General features: G+C 62.4%; 11 protein-coding genes. 8 read left to right on the top strand and 3 right to left on the bottom strand.

Features of this window, described 5'->3' with window-relative positions; translation table 11 throughout:
- Positions 1–21 precede the first annotated feature (21 nt).
- The 4 genes from ACZ1JM_RS11580 to ACZ1JM_RS11595 all read left to right on the top strand — a co-directional run bounded on the left by ACZ1JM_RS11580 (position 22) and on the right by ACZ1JM_RS11595 (position 5,173).
- Positions 22–918 carry a zinc-ribbon domain-containing protein gene (locus tag ACZ1JM_RS11580; protein ID WP_465134950.1) on the top strand — a complete coding sequence of 299 codons (897 nt, stop codon included), beginning with the start codon at positions 22–24 and terminating at the stop codon, positions 916–918.
- Between the two features lie 177 nt (positions 919–1,095).
- Entirely contained in the window at positions 1,096–2,352 is a 1,257-nt protein-coding gene (locus ACZ1JM_RS11585) for an outer membrane beta-barrel protein (RefSeq protein ID WP_465134951.1), read from the top strand.
- Positions 2,349–3,485: a cell wall hydrolase gene (locus ACZ1JM_RS11590; RefSeq protein ID WP_465134952.1), complete on the top strand. Its 1,137-nt coding sequence runs from the start codon at positions 2,349–2,351 to the stop codon at positions 3,483–3,485. The genes ACZ1JM_RS11585 and ACZ1JM_RS11590 overlap by 4 nt, the downstream gene beginning before the upstream one ends.
- 2 nt (positions 3,486–3,487) lie before the next feature.
- Complete coding sequence (locus ACZ1JM_RS11595; protein WP_465134953.1) at positions 3,488–5,173, top strand: ABC transporter ATP-binding protein; 1,686 nt, start codon at positions 3,488–3,490, stop codon at positions 5,171–5,173.
- A gap of 60 nt (positions 5,174–5,233) precedes the next feature.
- Here the strand turns inward: ACZ1JM_RS11595 and ACZ1JM_RS11600 are convergent, their stop codons facing one another.
- Positions 5,234–5,848: a polysaccharide biosynthesis/export family protein gene (locus ACZ1JM_RS11600; RefSeq protein ID WP_465134954.1), complete on the bottom strand. Its 615-nt coding sequence runs from the start codon at positions 5,846–5,848 to the stop codon at positions 5,234–5,236.
- Between the two features lie 248 nt (positions 5,849–6,096).
- On the opposite strand from ACZ1JM_RS11600, the gene ACZ1JM_RS11605 reads away from it, so the two are divergent.
- Genes ACZ1JM_RS11605 through ACZ1JM_RS11620 form a run of 4 tightly spaced genes read left to right on the top strand, consistent with a single transcriptional unit; the run spans position 6,097 to position 12,579 of the window.
- Positions 6,097–8,259, top strand: a complete 2,163-nt coding sequence (locus tag ACZ1JM_RS11605; protein ID WP_465134955.1) for a GumC family protein — start codon at positions 6,097–6,099, stop codon at positions 8,257–8,259.
- Complete coding sequence (locus ACZ1JM_RS11610; protein WP_465134956.1) at positions 8,252–9,394, top strand: glycosyltransferase; 1,143 nt, start codon at positions 8,252–8,254, stop codon at positions 9,392–9,394. The genes ACZ1JM_RS11605 and ACZ1JM_RS11610 overlap by 8 nt, the downstream gene beginning before the upstream one ends.
- The gene (locus ACZ1JM_RS11615) at positions 9,391–11,100 is read left to right on the top strand and encodes a hypothetical protein (RefSeq protein WP_465134957.1); all 1,710 of its coding nucleotides are present in this window, start codon (positions 9,391–9,393) and stop codon (positions 11,098–11,100) included. The genes ACZ1JM_RS11610 and ACZ1JM_RS11615 overlap by 4 nt, the downstream gene beginning before the upstream one ends.
- A 9-nt stretch (positions 11,101–11,109) precedes the next feature.
- Positions 11,110–12,579 (top strand): hypothetical protein, encoded by a 1,470-nt coding sequence (locus tag ACZ1JM_RS11620; protein WP_465134958.1) that lies wholly within the window; start codon positions 11,110–11,112, stop codon positions 12,577–12,579.
- An 8-nt stretch (positions 12,580–12,587) separates the two neighbouring features.
- On the opposite strand, the gene ACZ1JM_RS11625 is transcribed toward ACZ1JM_RS11620, so the two are convergent.
- On the bottom strand, positions 12,588–14,024 hold the full coding sequence (locus ACZ1JM_RS11625) for a lipopolysaccharide biosynthesis protein (RefSeq protein ID WP_465134959.1): 1,437 nt from the start codon (positions 14,022–14,024) through the stop codon (positions 12,588–12,590).
- A gap of 176 nt (positions 14,025–14,200) precedes the next feature.
- The gene (locus ACZ1JM_RS11630) at positions 14,201–15,334 is read right to left on the bottom strand and encodes an acyltransferase family protein (protein WP_465134960.1); all 1,134 of its coding nucleotides are present in this window, start codon (positions 15,332–15,334) and stop codon (positions 14,201–14,203) included.
- Between the last annotated feature and the right edge of the window lie 29 nt (positions 15,335–15,363).

A 15,363-nucleotide genomic window follows, 5' to 3' on the forward strand; every position in this document is an offset into this window, starting at 1 on the left:
GCACCGTGCTTGAGTGCGGCCATGATCATCGCTTGTCCCGCCTGCTCCACGCGCTACGCCGTACCGGACAGCGCGATTGGCGTTGAAGGCCGGACCGTGCGATGCGCCAAGTGCCGCCACAGCTGGTTTCAGGATGGCCCCGAACTCGCGCTCGATCCCGTTCTGGCCGAACCGGCGGTTGCAGAACAGGCGGATCACCACGATCATGCTGAGCAGTATGCGGCAGAACCGCCGGTTCAGACCGCGCCTGTGCGGGCAGCAGCGGTGCAAAGGCCGTCCATCGTCGTCCCAAAGCAGGCGACGCCCGACCAGGCGCCAGCCACGCCGGACGCATCCTTTCCTGCCGACGAGCCGGACGCCACTCCCTTCGCGTCCGCTTCACCCTATCGCCGAACGCAGCGATCCACGCCGGTCTACGACGACACCGCCGCCAAGCGGTACGCCGACGAAAGCGCGTCGAGCTTCGATTTTTCGCCCCCCTTCCGGCCCCGCCGCAACTGGACGAAGATCGCGACCTATGCCGCCGTCGCTTTCGGAAGCGCCACGCTGGCCCTGGCCGGAGCCGTCGCGCTGGGCGGCCTGCCAGATTGGCTGCCGATCCCCCGCGCCACGTTCCAGCAGGCCAAGCCGGACCTGAAGCTGGACTTCCCGCGCGGACGGCAGGATCGCAAGCCGCTGCCAGACGGGACCGAATTTTTCAGTGTGAGCGGCACGATCAGCAACATCGGGGCGCAGACGCATGATGTCCCCTCGCTTCTGGTAATCCTGCGCGATCGCCGGGAAGCCATCGTCTACCAAAAGGAAGTCGTGCCTTCCAAAAAGACGCTGGCCCCCGGGGAAACGATCACGGTGAACGAGGCACTGACCGACATCCCGAAATCGGCAGCGGCCGCCGAAATAGGCTGGAAGCCGGACTGACGCTCCTCTAATAGCGCGGCTCGACTTGGTGCGGAGAGCCGGCGGTGACAAATCATTCATTTGCGGCAAACTGCCCGCGATCCCACACACGCTGATGGGGTTTTTATGGCGCGCGGGGCGATTCTTGAAGTGCAGGCACTCATGAAACGCAGGAAAAACAAACACATTTCCCGCCAGATGCCTGATTCGCACCTGATCCCTTATGTGCTGGGTGTCATCGGAGTCTGCCTCGGATCGTCCGCTGCGGAGGCGCAGGAGATCGCCACGGGCGATGCCGCGATCTCGGTTCAGGATCGGCCACGCCCTGAATTCGACCCGATACCAATCCGGTTCGGTTCGTTCCAGCTTCGGCCATCCGGGCAGGCACGGGTGTCGTATGACGACAATATCTATGCTACCCAGAACGATAAAGTAGACGATGCGCTGGTGACGCTAGGTGCTGGTATTTCCGCTCGTTCGAACTGGTCGCGAAACTATTTGTCGCTGGTCGCCAACGGAGCGATCACGCGTGGACTTTCTCAGAACAATGAGAATACCGAAACGTACGATACGGATCTAAGCGGCCGCCTTGACCTCGGCGTCGATACGCAGCTTACCGGTAATGTCGGATATTCCCGCGCTTATGAGCCTCGTGGTTCGGTCAACGACACATCGTTACGCGGTCCTCGTATCGCCTATAACACTCTCGAACTGTCGACCCAGCTCCAGCACAATGCCGGAAGGCTGGTGCTGGAAGCCGGCGGATCGTTCGATTTGTATCGCTACGCCCCGTTTCGTGCCGGTAACGCGGCCATCGCCCAAGGCGATCGCAATTATCGCACATGGTCGGTTTCAGGCCGCGCGGGATATGCGATCGGCCCTGGCATCGCCGCTTTTGTCGAAGGCAGCTACAACCAGGCAACATACCCTGACGAAACCCTGCCGCGTAATCGCAGCTCGGACGGATATTCCGTACGGGGCGGCGTGCAGTTCGGCTTGACCCGTCTGATCCGTGGCCGCGCTGCCATCGGTTATCAGAACCAGCGGTACGACGATCCCGCATTCCCAGGCATCAGCGGCCTGGATTTTCGGGCCAACCTGGAATGGAATCCTACGCAACTGATAACCTTGTCGTTCGATGCGCAACGAGCAATTCAGCGCTCCCCCATCGTAGGGGTGGCAGGCATTCGACAGACGACGTACTCTGGACGCGTGGATTACGAATTTCGGCGGAACGTCATTCTCAACGCGCGGATCGATCGCAACATCAACGAATTCTCCGGCACCCCTCAGCAACAGAACGATGTGGCTGGCTCAATCGGCGCTGAGTGGCTGATCAATCGCAATTTCCGGCTGACCGGGCAGGCCGGTTATCAGCGTACGCGCAGCGAAAATATCCTTGGCCGCGCTTTTGACCGCAAGCGCATTTCCATCTCGCTCCGGTATACGCTTTGAGCCAACTCGCGCTCCTTGCCAGGCGGCCGCTGACCTGGCGCCTGGCGCTGGCGGTTGCGCTGGTGGTGGCGTTGTTTGCCTTTGCCCGAATGCCGACGGCGCCCAACTTTCATACTTCGCCTGTCGGTGCCCCCAAAACGACGGCGGCGAAGCAGTCCTCGCCGTCCATCCCTCTTCCGGCCCTGCCCGACACGGCAGTGACGTTGCCGATCGCGGCCGACGATGCGCGCGCGTCGAACGCGCAGGTCCCCATCGCCGACCTCCATCCGGTCGCAGCTGCCCCGTTCCGTTTTGCCGGCGACGATGCCGCCCGGGCACGCGCGCGGGACTGTCTAGCCCTTGCCGCCTGGTACGAAGCGGGGGATGATCCTTCGGGTGAGCGCGCCGTAGTGCAGGTCATTCTGAACCGTGTTCGCCATCCCGCTTTCCCAGCGGATATCTGCCCGGTTGTCTTCCAGGGTTCAGAACGGCAGACCGGTTGCCAGTTCACATTCACCTGCGATGGTTCGCTGGCCCGCGTTCCTTCACCGCCCGCGCTGACTCGCTCGCGCGCCATCGCCGAAGCCGCGCTGTCCGGCGTTGTCGATGCCCGCGTCGGCCTCGCCACGCATTATCATGCCGACTACGTCGTGCCGCGTTGGCGCGATGGCCTGGTGAAGATCGCACAACAGGGCGCGCATCTGTTCTATCGCTGGCCGGGTTACTGGGGCACTTCCGCCGCCATGTCTCGCAAGTCCAATCTCGGCCATGAGCCGGTTATTACCGCCTTGGCCGCCCTGTCGCCCGCGCACGCGCCGAACGTGGCAACGGACCTTGTGCTGCCGGAAATGAACGTGGAACCTGTACCACTGGCACCCGTGAAGATCGCGTCTACCGGCCTCGCACCGCTGCAGATGCAGCTTGATCCCGCAGCGATGCCGGGCAGCTATGCGCTCAAGGCGCTTGCTCTGTGCGGAACGGCCCCCAACTGCCGGGTGGCGGGTATGCTCGCGCAGGAAATCGCTTTCGTCTATATCCGCAAGGGTGGAGTGCACGGCGAAGGCGCCTATTGGGACTGCACCAAGTTCCAGCGAAACGACCGGGCGCAATGCCTGCCCGGCGGGCAAGCGCTCGAACGGCTGCTCGCCGGCTGATCATGCTGATGTCTGCTGAGAGCCCCTCGTCCGACGATATGCCGCCGGCTGAAGCGCCCGGTGCTGCAAGGCAGATGCGCATGATCCTGGCGCTTGCCCGCCCACATACCCGTTCGCTGGCATTGCTCGCGGCTCTGACCCTAATGAGTTCCGCCACCACGTTGACCATACCCTGGCTGGCCGGCAATCTCACCGGCAAGTTGATAGACGCGGGGACGACGGGAACCGCAAGGCTGGCAGGGCTTCTGGTGCTGGCCTTCATCGTGTCGGCTGCCTTGACCGCGATCGTCCAGATCATCTCTGTTTCGACGGCCGCGCGCGTTCTCGCCGATCTTCGCGCCCGGTTGTACGATCATCTGCAAGCCCTGCCGCTGGGATGGCATGTCGCTCATCGTCAGGGTGACGTGCTGGCTCTGATGACGACCGAAGTCGCCCATCTCGGCCATTTTTTAACCGGCACGCTGGTCGGGGTTCCGCCATTGCTGGTGACCGCGGCGGGCGCGGCGCTGCTGATGCTGCGTATCGATATCTCGTTGGCGCTGCTGGTTCCGTTGCTGATCCCGATCTATTTCATCCTGCTCAAGCTTGTCGGGCGGCGGCTGCGTATCCTTGCCGAAAAGGAGCAGGACGCCGAAGCCCAGTTGCTGGCGCTGGCCGAGGATAACCTCGGCGCGATCTCCGCCATCAAGAGCTTCGCGCGCGAGGATGTGGAAAGCCATCGCTATCGCCGCCGCATCGATATCGCCCGCCTGCTGAGTGTGCAGGTCGGACGCATCGAAGCCATCGTCGAGCCGATCAGCACGCTCGTCGCATCGCTGGCGGCGCTGGCGCTGCTCATCCTGATCGGCAGCCATCTTCATCAGGGGCGGCTGTCTGGTCCCGAGTTGTTCTCGTTCCTGTTCTACGCCGCGCTGCTAACGCGTCCGGTAAGTTCGCTGGCCGAAACCTGGAGCCAGGTTCAGGTCACACGCGGCACGCTGGCTCGCATGGCCACGGTGCTGGCGACCGAACCGGAGCCTGGCTACGCTCAAGCCGAACGTCTTCCAACGGCGCGAGGGGCAATCCGTTTCGAAGGCGTCGATTTCGCCTACCCCGGTCGGTCGCCCGTGTTCAGCGGCTTCGATCTTGATATCGCGGCGGGAGAGAAAGTCGCTATCCTGGGTGATAACGGCGTGGGCAAAACGACGCTCATCGCGCTTCTCCTCAGGCTATACGATTGCAGCGCGGGGCGTATTCTTGTCGATGGGAACGACATCAGCCGGATCGCCGTGCAGGATCTGCGCACTCAGATCTCGGTCGTCCCGCAGCGCGCGCAGTTGATCAGCGGGACAGTCCGGGAGAATATCGCCTTCGGTCGGGAGGGCGCTTCGCGTACCGAGATAGAGGAAGCCGCACGCCGGGCGGACGCACTGGATTTTGTCATGACGCTGCCCAACGGCTTCGACACCCAGATTGGCGACAATGGCATTCGCCTCTCAGGCGGGCAAGGACAGCGCATAGCGCTCGCTCGCGCCTTGTTGAAAGACGCGCCGATCGTCGTGCTGGATGAAGCCACATCGATGTATGATCCGGAAGGCGAGACCCGTTTCGTGGAAACCTGCACCCGGATCCTCGACGGCAAGACAGTGCTCATCATCACGCATCGGCCTGCCAGCGTCGCCCTTGCCGATCGGGTCATCAAGCTATGAAAAAGCCGCCGACGGTCTGACCGGCGGCGGCTTTTCTGAATTGTGGTGTCCCGTTTTCGATCAGAAGTAGCGTTCGAGGACCCGAATGGTATCGCCAGGCATGATCACCACGGCGCGATCCGAATAGAGATCGACAGACTTCTCGGTAGGATCAGGATTGCGGCGCAGATTGACCCGTTTCGAATTGGCACGGTAATTGAAGCCACCGGCGACGGCCACCGCCTGCTCCACGGTCATGCCAGCGACGTAAGGATATTCGCCCGGCTTCTGCACTTCGCCCAGGATATAGTACGGGCGATAATTCAGGACCTCCACGCTCACACGCGGGTCGTTCATGTACCCGGAGCCGATCCGGGTCGTCAGCATCTGGGAAACTTCGGTCACCGTCTTTCCGCCCGCCGTGATCATACCGATCAGCGGGAAGGCGATCTCTCCGGCGCTTGAAACAGTGAATTCACCCGACAAATTGGGCTCATTATAGACGGTAATGCGCAGTTTGTCCCCTGCTCCCAACTGGTACGTCTGCAGTCCCTGCTGTGCTTCCGCCGCGCTGAGCGGCGGCGCTTTGGACGTTGCACAACCCTGGGCCATCAACGCCAGCATCCCGACCGCGATCACGCCGGTCCATCGCCCCTGCAGGCTGCGGATCATTCTCACCCCCGAATCCAATGTCATCGCTCAAACATCCATTACCGATGAGTCCAAGACAAGCGGCAATCCGGTCTTACAGAAATGTAACCACTGGTTTGGTACGGTTTGCACTTCACAAAGGCTGCCTAAAAATTCATCGTCCGAAATAGTGCCGGTTATATTTTTGAAATCGCACACAGGCCTCCTTGCCCGATCACCTCTAATTGGATGACATTATATCCGAATCCGGGTGATCTCTAGGTGACATGCCGGCATGAACGGATGGTAACAGCTTGAACAAGTCGGTCGTACTTACGCCCCAGCCGGGGTCACTCGTTCCTGTTGGTCGGTCCGCCACGGTGCCCGCCCAAGCCGACCGCGTCGATCCCGGAGTGCTGTTGTCTTTCCTCCGGCGACGGTGGCCGCTGATCGTCGGCATTCTGTTTGCATGTCTGGCGATCGGCCTTGTTGTTACTGCAAGGCAGACGCCCACGTATGTTTCCACCGCGGACATAACCCTGGACGCCAAAGTCGAACCGATCGCTCCGCTATCGGACGAAGATCGTCTGGCACCTCCTGCCGCACCGGCTGAAACCTATATCGACACCCAAGTCGAAGTGATAACCTCGAGCGAGAACGTCGCCGCTGTGGTCGATCGGCTCGGCCTGGCGCGAGATCCCCGCTTTACGGCCGATGGGGCGACGCCCGCCGAAGCAAGGGATGCAGCGGTTGCCTATGTGACCGATGGCGTGACCGCTTTCCGCACCGGTGCGACTTATACGATCAGCGTGTCCTTCGAGAGCGAAGACCCGGCGGAAGCCGCTCGTGTCGCCAACGCTTTCGCCGAGCAGTACACGATGGGTGCTGTCGTCGATAAGGATGCCGATGACGCCAAGGCCCTCAAGGAGATTGGCGAGCGGATGGAGGCAGCGCGTCAGCAGGCGTCTGCCGATACCGCTGCGCAGGCGCGCTACCGCCTAGCGCACGATTTGCCAGCCACGACCGATCGGTCGCTGACCGAGCAGGAAATCTCCGCCTACAACCAGCAGGTGACCGAAGCTCGCGCCCAAGCGGCAGAGGATGCAGCTCGTCTCGCCACCGCGCGCCAGCAACTGGGTTCGGGGTCGGCGGGCGATGACGTTGGTGAATCGCTGGGATCGGGCGTGATCGCCTCGTTGCGCCAGCAGCAGGCGACATACGCCGCCGAGATCGCGTCGCTTTCCAGCAAGTATGGCCCGCGCCACCCCGATCTTCTGCGCGCTCGCAGCCAGCTGGACGCGGTGAACACGCAGATCCGCGATGAAATCGGCCGCGTTATTTCGAACCTTTCAGCCAAAGCAGCGGTTTCGCAAAAACGTCTCGATTCGCTGTCCGGCTCGCTGAACGCATCGCAGGGCGAACTGCGCCGCGACAATGCCGCCATGGTCAATTTGCAGGATTTGGATCAGCGCGCACAGGCGTCGAAGGCGCTGTATGATAGCTATCTGAATCGCTACAAGCAGATGGCCGCACGCATGGGCATCCGCCAGCCCGATTCGCGCATTCTTCATCCGGCGCTGGTCAGCGACTCGCCGTCCAGCCCGAATTTCCTGCTGAACATGGTCCTTTCCGCTGCCGTCGGTCTAGCCCTTGGCCTCATCTGCGCAATTGTGGCCGAGATGATGTTCAGCGGCCTGACCACAGGCGAGGACATCGAACGTCGCCTTGGCGTCCACTACCTCTGCTCGGTTCCGGAACTGTCCTCGGTGACCTCTCGCAAGGATCGTGGCGAGCCGGTTGATGCCGTCATTGACCATCCACGCTCTGCCTTCGCAGAAGCGTTCCGCAACTTGCGCGCCTCGATCGCGTTCGCGGTGGAGAACCCGCGCATCATCGCCATCACCTCGGCCTTGCCATCGGAAGGCAAGACGACCGTATCGCTTGGCCTCGCCCGTTCGATGGCGAGCAGTTCCGACCGCATCCTGCTGATTGACTGCGATGTTCGCCGCCGCGGCGTCAGCCGCTGGGTAGGCGGCACGCGCGACGTCGGCCTGCTCGAAGTGCTGCGCGGCGAAGCGACGCTGGAAGACGCGATCGTGGCTGACCCGCGCACCGGTCTTTCGATACTTCCGCTCAGCACCGCGACGCAGGAGGACCATGCCCTCCTGACCGGATCGGGGATGGACGCGTTGCTGGCCCAGGCGGCATCGACCTACGATGCGGTGATCATGGACACCGCGCCGGTCCTGCCGATGGCCGATGCCCGCCTGCTGCTCTGCAAGGCAGATGCCTCGATCATCGCCACCCGCTGGCGCCGTACCCCTGAAGCCGCGGTGCGATCGCTGTTGCGTATGCTGCCGGGCGAACACGTCGGGCTGGCCGGGATCATCCTGACGCGCGTTGACGTCCGCCGTCAGGCCGCCTTCGGGTTGGACGAGAACGCCTTCTACAAGGCTTACAAGGACTACTATGTATAACCTTCTCCCGGTCTCCGGGGACGAAGACGATGCGTTGCTGGCTACCGTCCGGCAGCGCTACCGCAAGATCGCGATCGTGCACTACTGGCTGGTCACGATGCGCGGCGGGGAACGGGTGATCGAGCGTTTGCTCCATCTGTTCCCGAATGCCGACATCTTCACGCACGTCTATGACGAAAGCAAAGTGTCGCGCGTCATTGCGGAGCGCAAGGTGACGACCAGCTTCATCCAGAAGCTGCCGGGCGCGACGAAGCATTACCAGAAGTATCTGCCCCTGATGCCGATGGCCCTGGAGCAGCTCGACCTGCGTGGATACGATCTGGTCATCAGCAGCGAGAGCGGCCCGGCGAAGGGCGTCATCACCGACCCGGACGCCATGCACCTGTGCTATGTGCATTCGCCCATGCGCTACCTGTGGGATCAGTATCACCAGTACCGCGACGCCACCGGGCCATTCAATCGCGCGCTGATGCCATTCCTGTTTCACCGTCTGCGCAGCTGGGACGTGACGTCTGCCGCGCGGGTCGATCGCTACATCGCGAACTCCCGCTTCATCCAGCGGCGCATCGAGCGCGCATGGGACAAACGATCGACCGTGGTGCACCCCCCGGTCGAGACGAACCTGTTCAAGCCGTCTGCAGAGATCGACGCCAATTACCTCTGGGTCGGTCAGCTCGTTCCCTACAAACGGCCGGATCTGGCGGTGGAGGCATTCAACAAACTTGGCCTGCCGCTGATCGTCGTCGGCGATGGCCCCATGGCTGGCGAACTGCGCCGGATGGCTGGCCCCAACGTCACGATCATCCCGCGCCTCGATTTCGCCAGTCTTCGCGAGCACTACGCTCGGTGCCGTGGCTTCCTGTTCACGGCGGAAGAGGATTTCGGCATTGTTCCGGTGGAAGTCATGGCATCGGGTCGACCGGTCATCGCCTTTGGCAAGGGCGGCGCGCTGGACTCGATCGTTGATCAGCAGACCGGCATCTTCTTCCAGGAGCAGACCGTTGATTCGCTTATCGATGCAGTCTCCCGGTTCGAGGCATGGCTACCCGAGTTCAGCCCGGAACTGGCGGTGCTTCAGGCTAACCGCTTCTCCCCCGCCGTGTTCGATGCCGGGATTCTGCGGTCGTTGATGTGACCGGGCGCAGACCGCCCCACCGCTTCGGGCTTCGTTTGGTCGCAGGGCTGGCTGGCCTTGCAGCGCTGGGCGCATGGGCGACCCACGGCTCGGCCGCCCAATCGCCGGTGTTCGGGGTACAGACGCACTTCTCTCAAGGATGGCCCGCGTCCAATCTGGACTTGGCGCGCAAGGCCGACGCGCCATCCTTGCGCGATTCCGCCCCGTGGGTCCGGGTCGAGAAGACTCCCGGCAAATACACGTTCGACGGACCGGGCGCGGCGACGCTGGAAAAATTCTGCAAAGGAGGGGGCAGCCTCCTGCTCGTCGCCGTGCCGCTGCACCCCCTGTACGATGGCGGTGGCGCGCTGCGTTCGCCTGCTGCCAAGCAGGCTTTCGGAAGGTACCTGGCGGCGTTGCAGCAGCATTTCGGATCGTGCCTTGCAGCGATCGAGATCGGCAACGAAATCAACAGCCAGAAATCGCGCCAGATCTATCGTCCCGATGATGCCCCGTCCGTCGATGCGCTGCGCGAATACGTCGAGACGGTGCGGATTGCCCGCGACGCCCTGAAAGCGGGTGGCGGCACCGCGAAGATTTTGGGCGGATCGACCAACATGATCGCCACAGGGTTTCTGGACTCGCTGTTCACGCGAGGCCTGCTGGACGCCGCCGATGCAATCGCTGTGCATCCCTATCGGTCGCAGGCCGAAAACCTTGATGTCGAACTGGCCCATCTGGACGAGGTAATGACCCGGCGTGGCCGCAAGCTGCCGGTGTGGGCTACGGAGTTCAGCGACAATTACCCCCGCCCCGAAATGGCCGCCCCGCAACTGGTCAAGTCGGCCACGCTGATGGCTGCGGCGCGGCTTCCGGCGTTCTACTGGTACGCGCTGATGGACCAGAAGTGGTTCCGCAACATGGGGCTTTATACCCTGAACCAGGCCGACAAACCCGCGACGCAGGCCTATCGTCTGGTGCAAACCAATCTCATGCCGCGCGGGTATCCCGAACGCGTCGAGGTAGGTGATCCCAACGTCCGGCTCTACCGTTTCGGCAGCGATGCGTGGGTTGGCTGGGGCGCGTCTGGGCGCCTTGCGTTTGCGGGTGCCGCCAAAGTGATGGATGCAAGGGGTCGCCCGGTCTCCGGCCGAGACGTTGCCCTCACCGAAGAGCCGGTGATCGCCATCGGTGGCCCACGCCCGACCTTAACCAAAGGACCCGTCATTGCCGACAGCCTGCTGGGCTACGGCGGACCGAACTGGCGCTATCTTGCTCGCAAAGCCGATGGCACCGAGCAGAACCTTGGCTGGCTCGACGGGCAATGGACCAGTTCCCACGGCGAGAAATTCCTGCGGCCTTTATGGGTAGGTGATGTCAGCGCGGCGCCAAGAGGCGGCGGGGCCAACGGCGTTTCCGCCGTTATCCGCTATGCCGCCCCGTCACCCGCGAAAGTCGCGATGGCTGTCTGTATCGACAAGAAGCCCGGCGGCGACGGGATCGAGGCGATCGTGCGCCACGGCAAGACCGAACTGGCACGACAAGTCGTGACCGATACGCACAAGTTTGTCCTGCGCGACATCTCCCTGACACGGGGCGACACGCTGGATCTGGCTGTCGGGCCTAATGCTAAGCCCGGCAGCGACGGCTTCCGCTATCGCATCCGAATCTATAACGAACCCAATATCCCGGATGCGGACTGCCCCGCCCGGCCCGCCCAGGTGTAAGGGACAGACATGCAGCTAACCATCATCGGTGCGGTCCAGTTTCTTCTTGGCCTGCTGTTGTTCGTCTTCGGATCGGTGCGTTCGCTTTTCGCTTTCGTCATGTTTTCGATGCTGTTTGGCGGGTCCGCGGCGGTGGTGCTGTCGTCGCTCGGTGGATCTTCGATTGCACCGGCTCACTTCGCGCTGGGGTTCCTGCTTTTACGCTGCCTGATACCAGGTAGCGTCTCCCAAGCGGACATACTCGCATCGTTGCGCAGCAACGGCTGGCTCATCGCGTTTGTCCTCTATGGCCTGTTTGCGGCGATTATCCTGCCGCGCCTGTTCGCCGGACAGATGGAGGTCACTCCGCTGCGTGGTCAGCTGCGCCCGCGCTATGGCACGCAGTTGGCCCGTATTCTTGCGGCAGGACCTTTGCGTTTCACCTCCCAGAACATCACGACAGCGGTCTATATGACAGGCACGCTGATGATGGCGATCGCCGCGCAAACCGTGTTGCGCGGCGCCGGAGCCAGCCGGGTGCTGGTGCGGACGGCGGCGGTGGTCGGCGGCTTGCATGCCCTGCTCGGGTTCGCCAGCGTCGCGCTCAAGAACACCCCCGCCAATGCCATCCTCGATCTGTTCCGCAACGGCTCCTATGCGCAGTTGGACCATGAATACCAGGGCTTTGTTCGTATGAACGGGCTCTGGCCGGAGGCATCGTCCTTCGCGGCGTTCGCGGTAATCTGGTTCGTCTTCAATTTCGAATGCTGGTTGCGCGGTGTGGAAAGTCGCTTCACCGGACCAGCCGCGTTGCTGTTGGGATCGGCGCTGCTGGCAAGTACGTCGTCAAGCGCCTACGTCGGACTGGCGCTGTTTGCCGGGCTGCTCGCGGTGCGCATGCTGGTAACGCCCTCTCTGTTCCGGCTCGACAAAGTGGGCTGGCTGGCGATGGCTGGCCTATTTGCCGTCATCGTGGCAAGCGCCCTGCTGATCCTCAATCCCGTGCTGGCCGCCAGTTTGCGTGGCCTTGTAGAACACATGACGCTGGACAAGGCAGACTCCTTCTCCGGGCGGCAACGCCTGTTCTGGGCCACGCAGGGGTTGGATGCTTTCCGCATCTCCTTCGGATTGGGCATCGGCCCCGGATCGTTCCGCTCATCCAGCCTGATCGCAGCCATCGTTGGTTCGCTCGGCGTGGTCGGCGTGGTAACATTTGCCGGGCATGTCGTCCGAGCGTTCAAGCCACTGGCGCTGTCGACGTACCTGCGAACGAACGACCCCGAGCGTAATATTGGCGGGGCCGCGGCGTGGGCGATGATGTTCGGCGTGTTCATCGCATCGATTTCAGCACCGAGCTGCGATCCGGGTCTCGAATTTGCGATCCTGTCTGCCGCAGCGATGGCGCTGCGTTCAGCCAGGCGCCCGGCATCGGACGCCGAAGCTGACTTCCCCGCTGCCGCGCCGCCCGCTACCTACATGGTGGCGACCGGAACAACCTGACGTGCCATTTACGCTGCGCTGCGCCTTCGGGCCAATGTCTGGCGGGCCATTCCCAGCAGTTCGGCTCGGCGGGTCGGCCCCAACAGCACCAGCAGCGCGATGGCATAGACTGCAACGCCCTGTAAACACAGCAGGCCAAGGCGGAAAAGAGTCGGCAGAAGGTGGGGGGTAGATGGCATGGGCATCAGCTTGCCCGTCATCCACACTACCGCCGCCATGATCAGCGAGGCGGCTACCGGCGGAGCGATGCCGGCCAGCACGCTTTTCGCTTTGATCCCGGTAGCGCGCTGCAGCATCGTCAATTGCAAGACAAAAGCCAGCTGGCTGCGCACCACACATGCGATGGCAAACCAGAAGAGGCCGTACGGCGCTGCCAGCGTGCATAAAACGAGTGTCAGGATCAGCTGAGTACCGGTCAGCTTGGCTATCACCCCGGCTTTGCCCAGCACTGTGAGCGCCGGTTCGATGAACAGGCCGAGCGCGTAGACTGGAGCCATGAAGCAAAGCGCGCGCGCAATGGGGATGCCTTGCGTCCACTGCTCACCAAAGACGAGCGGGATCAGCGGGTCGGCCAGCGTGCCGATCCCGGCCACGGCCGGGAACATCAGTATCGAGCAGTACGACACCATGCGCACATATCCGCGAGAGAATGCCGCTTCGTCATGCTTGATCTTCACCAAGGTGGGCGAGGCGACGGCGAAGTACGAACTGATGATAAACTGCGTAACGAAGTCGATCGGCTTGGACGCAGTGCGAAATACGCCGACCGCTCCGATGCCCAGGGTACGGCTGACGATGACGTCCTGCGCCCTTGTCAATGTCACCAGGAGCAGCTGGGACCCGGCGGAACTCGCGCCAAGTCGCCATTGATCGCGCAACGTTGTCCAGGAAAAGTCGAAACCCGGCCGCCATGGAAACGTGCGCCAGGCAACGATCGCGCCGATCAGTTCACCGACCAGCCGCTGAACTACCAGTGCCCACACTCCCCAGCCAGCCTGCGCAGCGACGAGCGCAAGACCGCCGCCGATAACTCCAGCAAGCAGCGACCGAATTGCGAGAGCGCGGTGGCCAAAATTGCGAAGGTTTCGGCTCATGTGCGTGGCGCCGGATGCCGAAAGCGGAATCAGCAGACCCATGACGGCGATTACCGGGGCGGCAGTCGGGCTGCCCATCACCGTTGCAAGCGGGTCACGACACACCACACAGATCAACGCAACGGTGGTTGCAATGGCCATGTTTGCCCAGAAAATGGTGTCAGCAAGACGCGGGGTTATCACTTCAGCGCGGTACAGGCTGCTGACCAGTCCCGCCTGCGCGATGATCCGGCCCACCTCGATAACCGCCAGGCCGACCACGAACACGCCGAACGTGGCGGGGTTCAACTTGTGGGCCAAAGTAGCGAAAACGATAAATCCGAAGACCTGATCGCCGCCGTAACGCATCATGCTCCAGCCAACGGCACCGGCAGCCCGACGACTCAAGGAATTCTGTTCGGCCATTCGCTACCTTGAATCATGCATGAGTACGACCGGTATTGCTGCGCTTGCGAGATCGGAAATGCAACTCCGCCATTGATCGAACGGTCCTGACCGGGGACGGACGGGTCGCCGCCGCCGTTCTGTCAGCGAATTGCCGGGGCAATGCGGTGCGCCAGCCCATCCAGGACAGGCTTGATGACGGAATGGACACGCGGTTCGAGCCATGTCGCTATAACGATCGAAGCTGCCAGTGATGCTACCAGCGCGAAAAGGAATGATGCGGGAATGCCAAGCGGCGTTGCCATCAACAGCACCGCTCCGCCGACATGAATATGCACCAGATACAAAGGGTATGTGCATAGGCCCGCCATGCGCAGCGCCGAAGACCAGCGACCCACGCGATCAGCCACCTGATCGCGAAACAGGAACGACAGTGCGATCAGCGCGGTCATGGCTACCCATATCCCAAACGGCGTGAGCCAGTGAGCAGCCAGATCGGGGCGAGTGTCCATTTCCCAGCCCGCGATAGTCCTGATCTGCACGGCAGCAGATGCCACACATAGCGCTGCCAATAGAACCTGTCGCGCGTTCAGCCCGCCGCTGCTCAGCCGTGAACAAAGCATTCCGATAGCGAAATACCCGCCGTGCTGGAAAAGAAGCAACTCGGTGATCCGCCCGCCCGGCTGCATCGCGCCGAGTTCCGCTGCCGTCCAATAGGCTGCCGAAGCAAGACCGAGCGCCCATGGTAAAAGCGCCGTTCCACGATCCGATCCCTTCGATGCCAGCAACAGGAAGATCACACCGTAAAAGGCCAGCTCAATCGGGATGGTCCAGAACTGGCCCATGATCCATGGCCCCATGGGAGCGAAGACAAGGGTCTTGGTCGCCAGCCATAACGCGCTTCGTGGTGATACGCCGAACGCAAGGATCGAGATCGGTACGGCGATGGCGACGCATACGAGCACCGCGGGTAGTAGACGGGCAATGCGTCGAACCGCGAATGTGCGAGCATCCACTCCCTGCATGGAATACGCGATCACCGCGCCGGACACGACGAAGAACACCTGCACACCGATCCAGCCGGACCAACTGATCCACCATGCCGGTGGATAATCGACCACACGCCCTATCAGACGATTGAGCGTACTGTCCCTGATCGCCCAGGCCTTGAAGGCAAGATGGTAGACCACGACCAGAATGGCCGCCAGAAACCTGACGGCGTCCAGACCATAGATCGGGGTCTTGCGAAGCCGGGGGGAGCTGATCTCGGATGACATGACGCGCCTAATCGCGCATCGATGCCGCA

It is taken from the genome of Novosphingobium sp. BL-S-24, assembly GCF_055521575.1.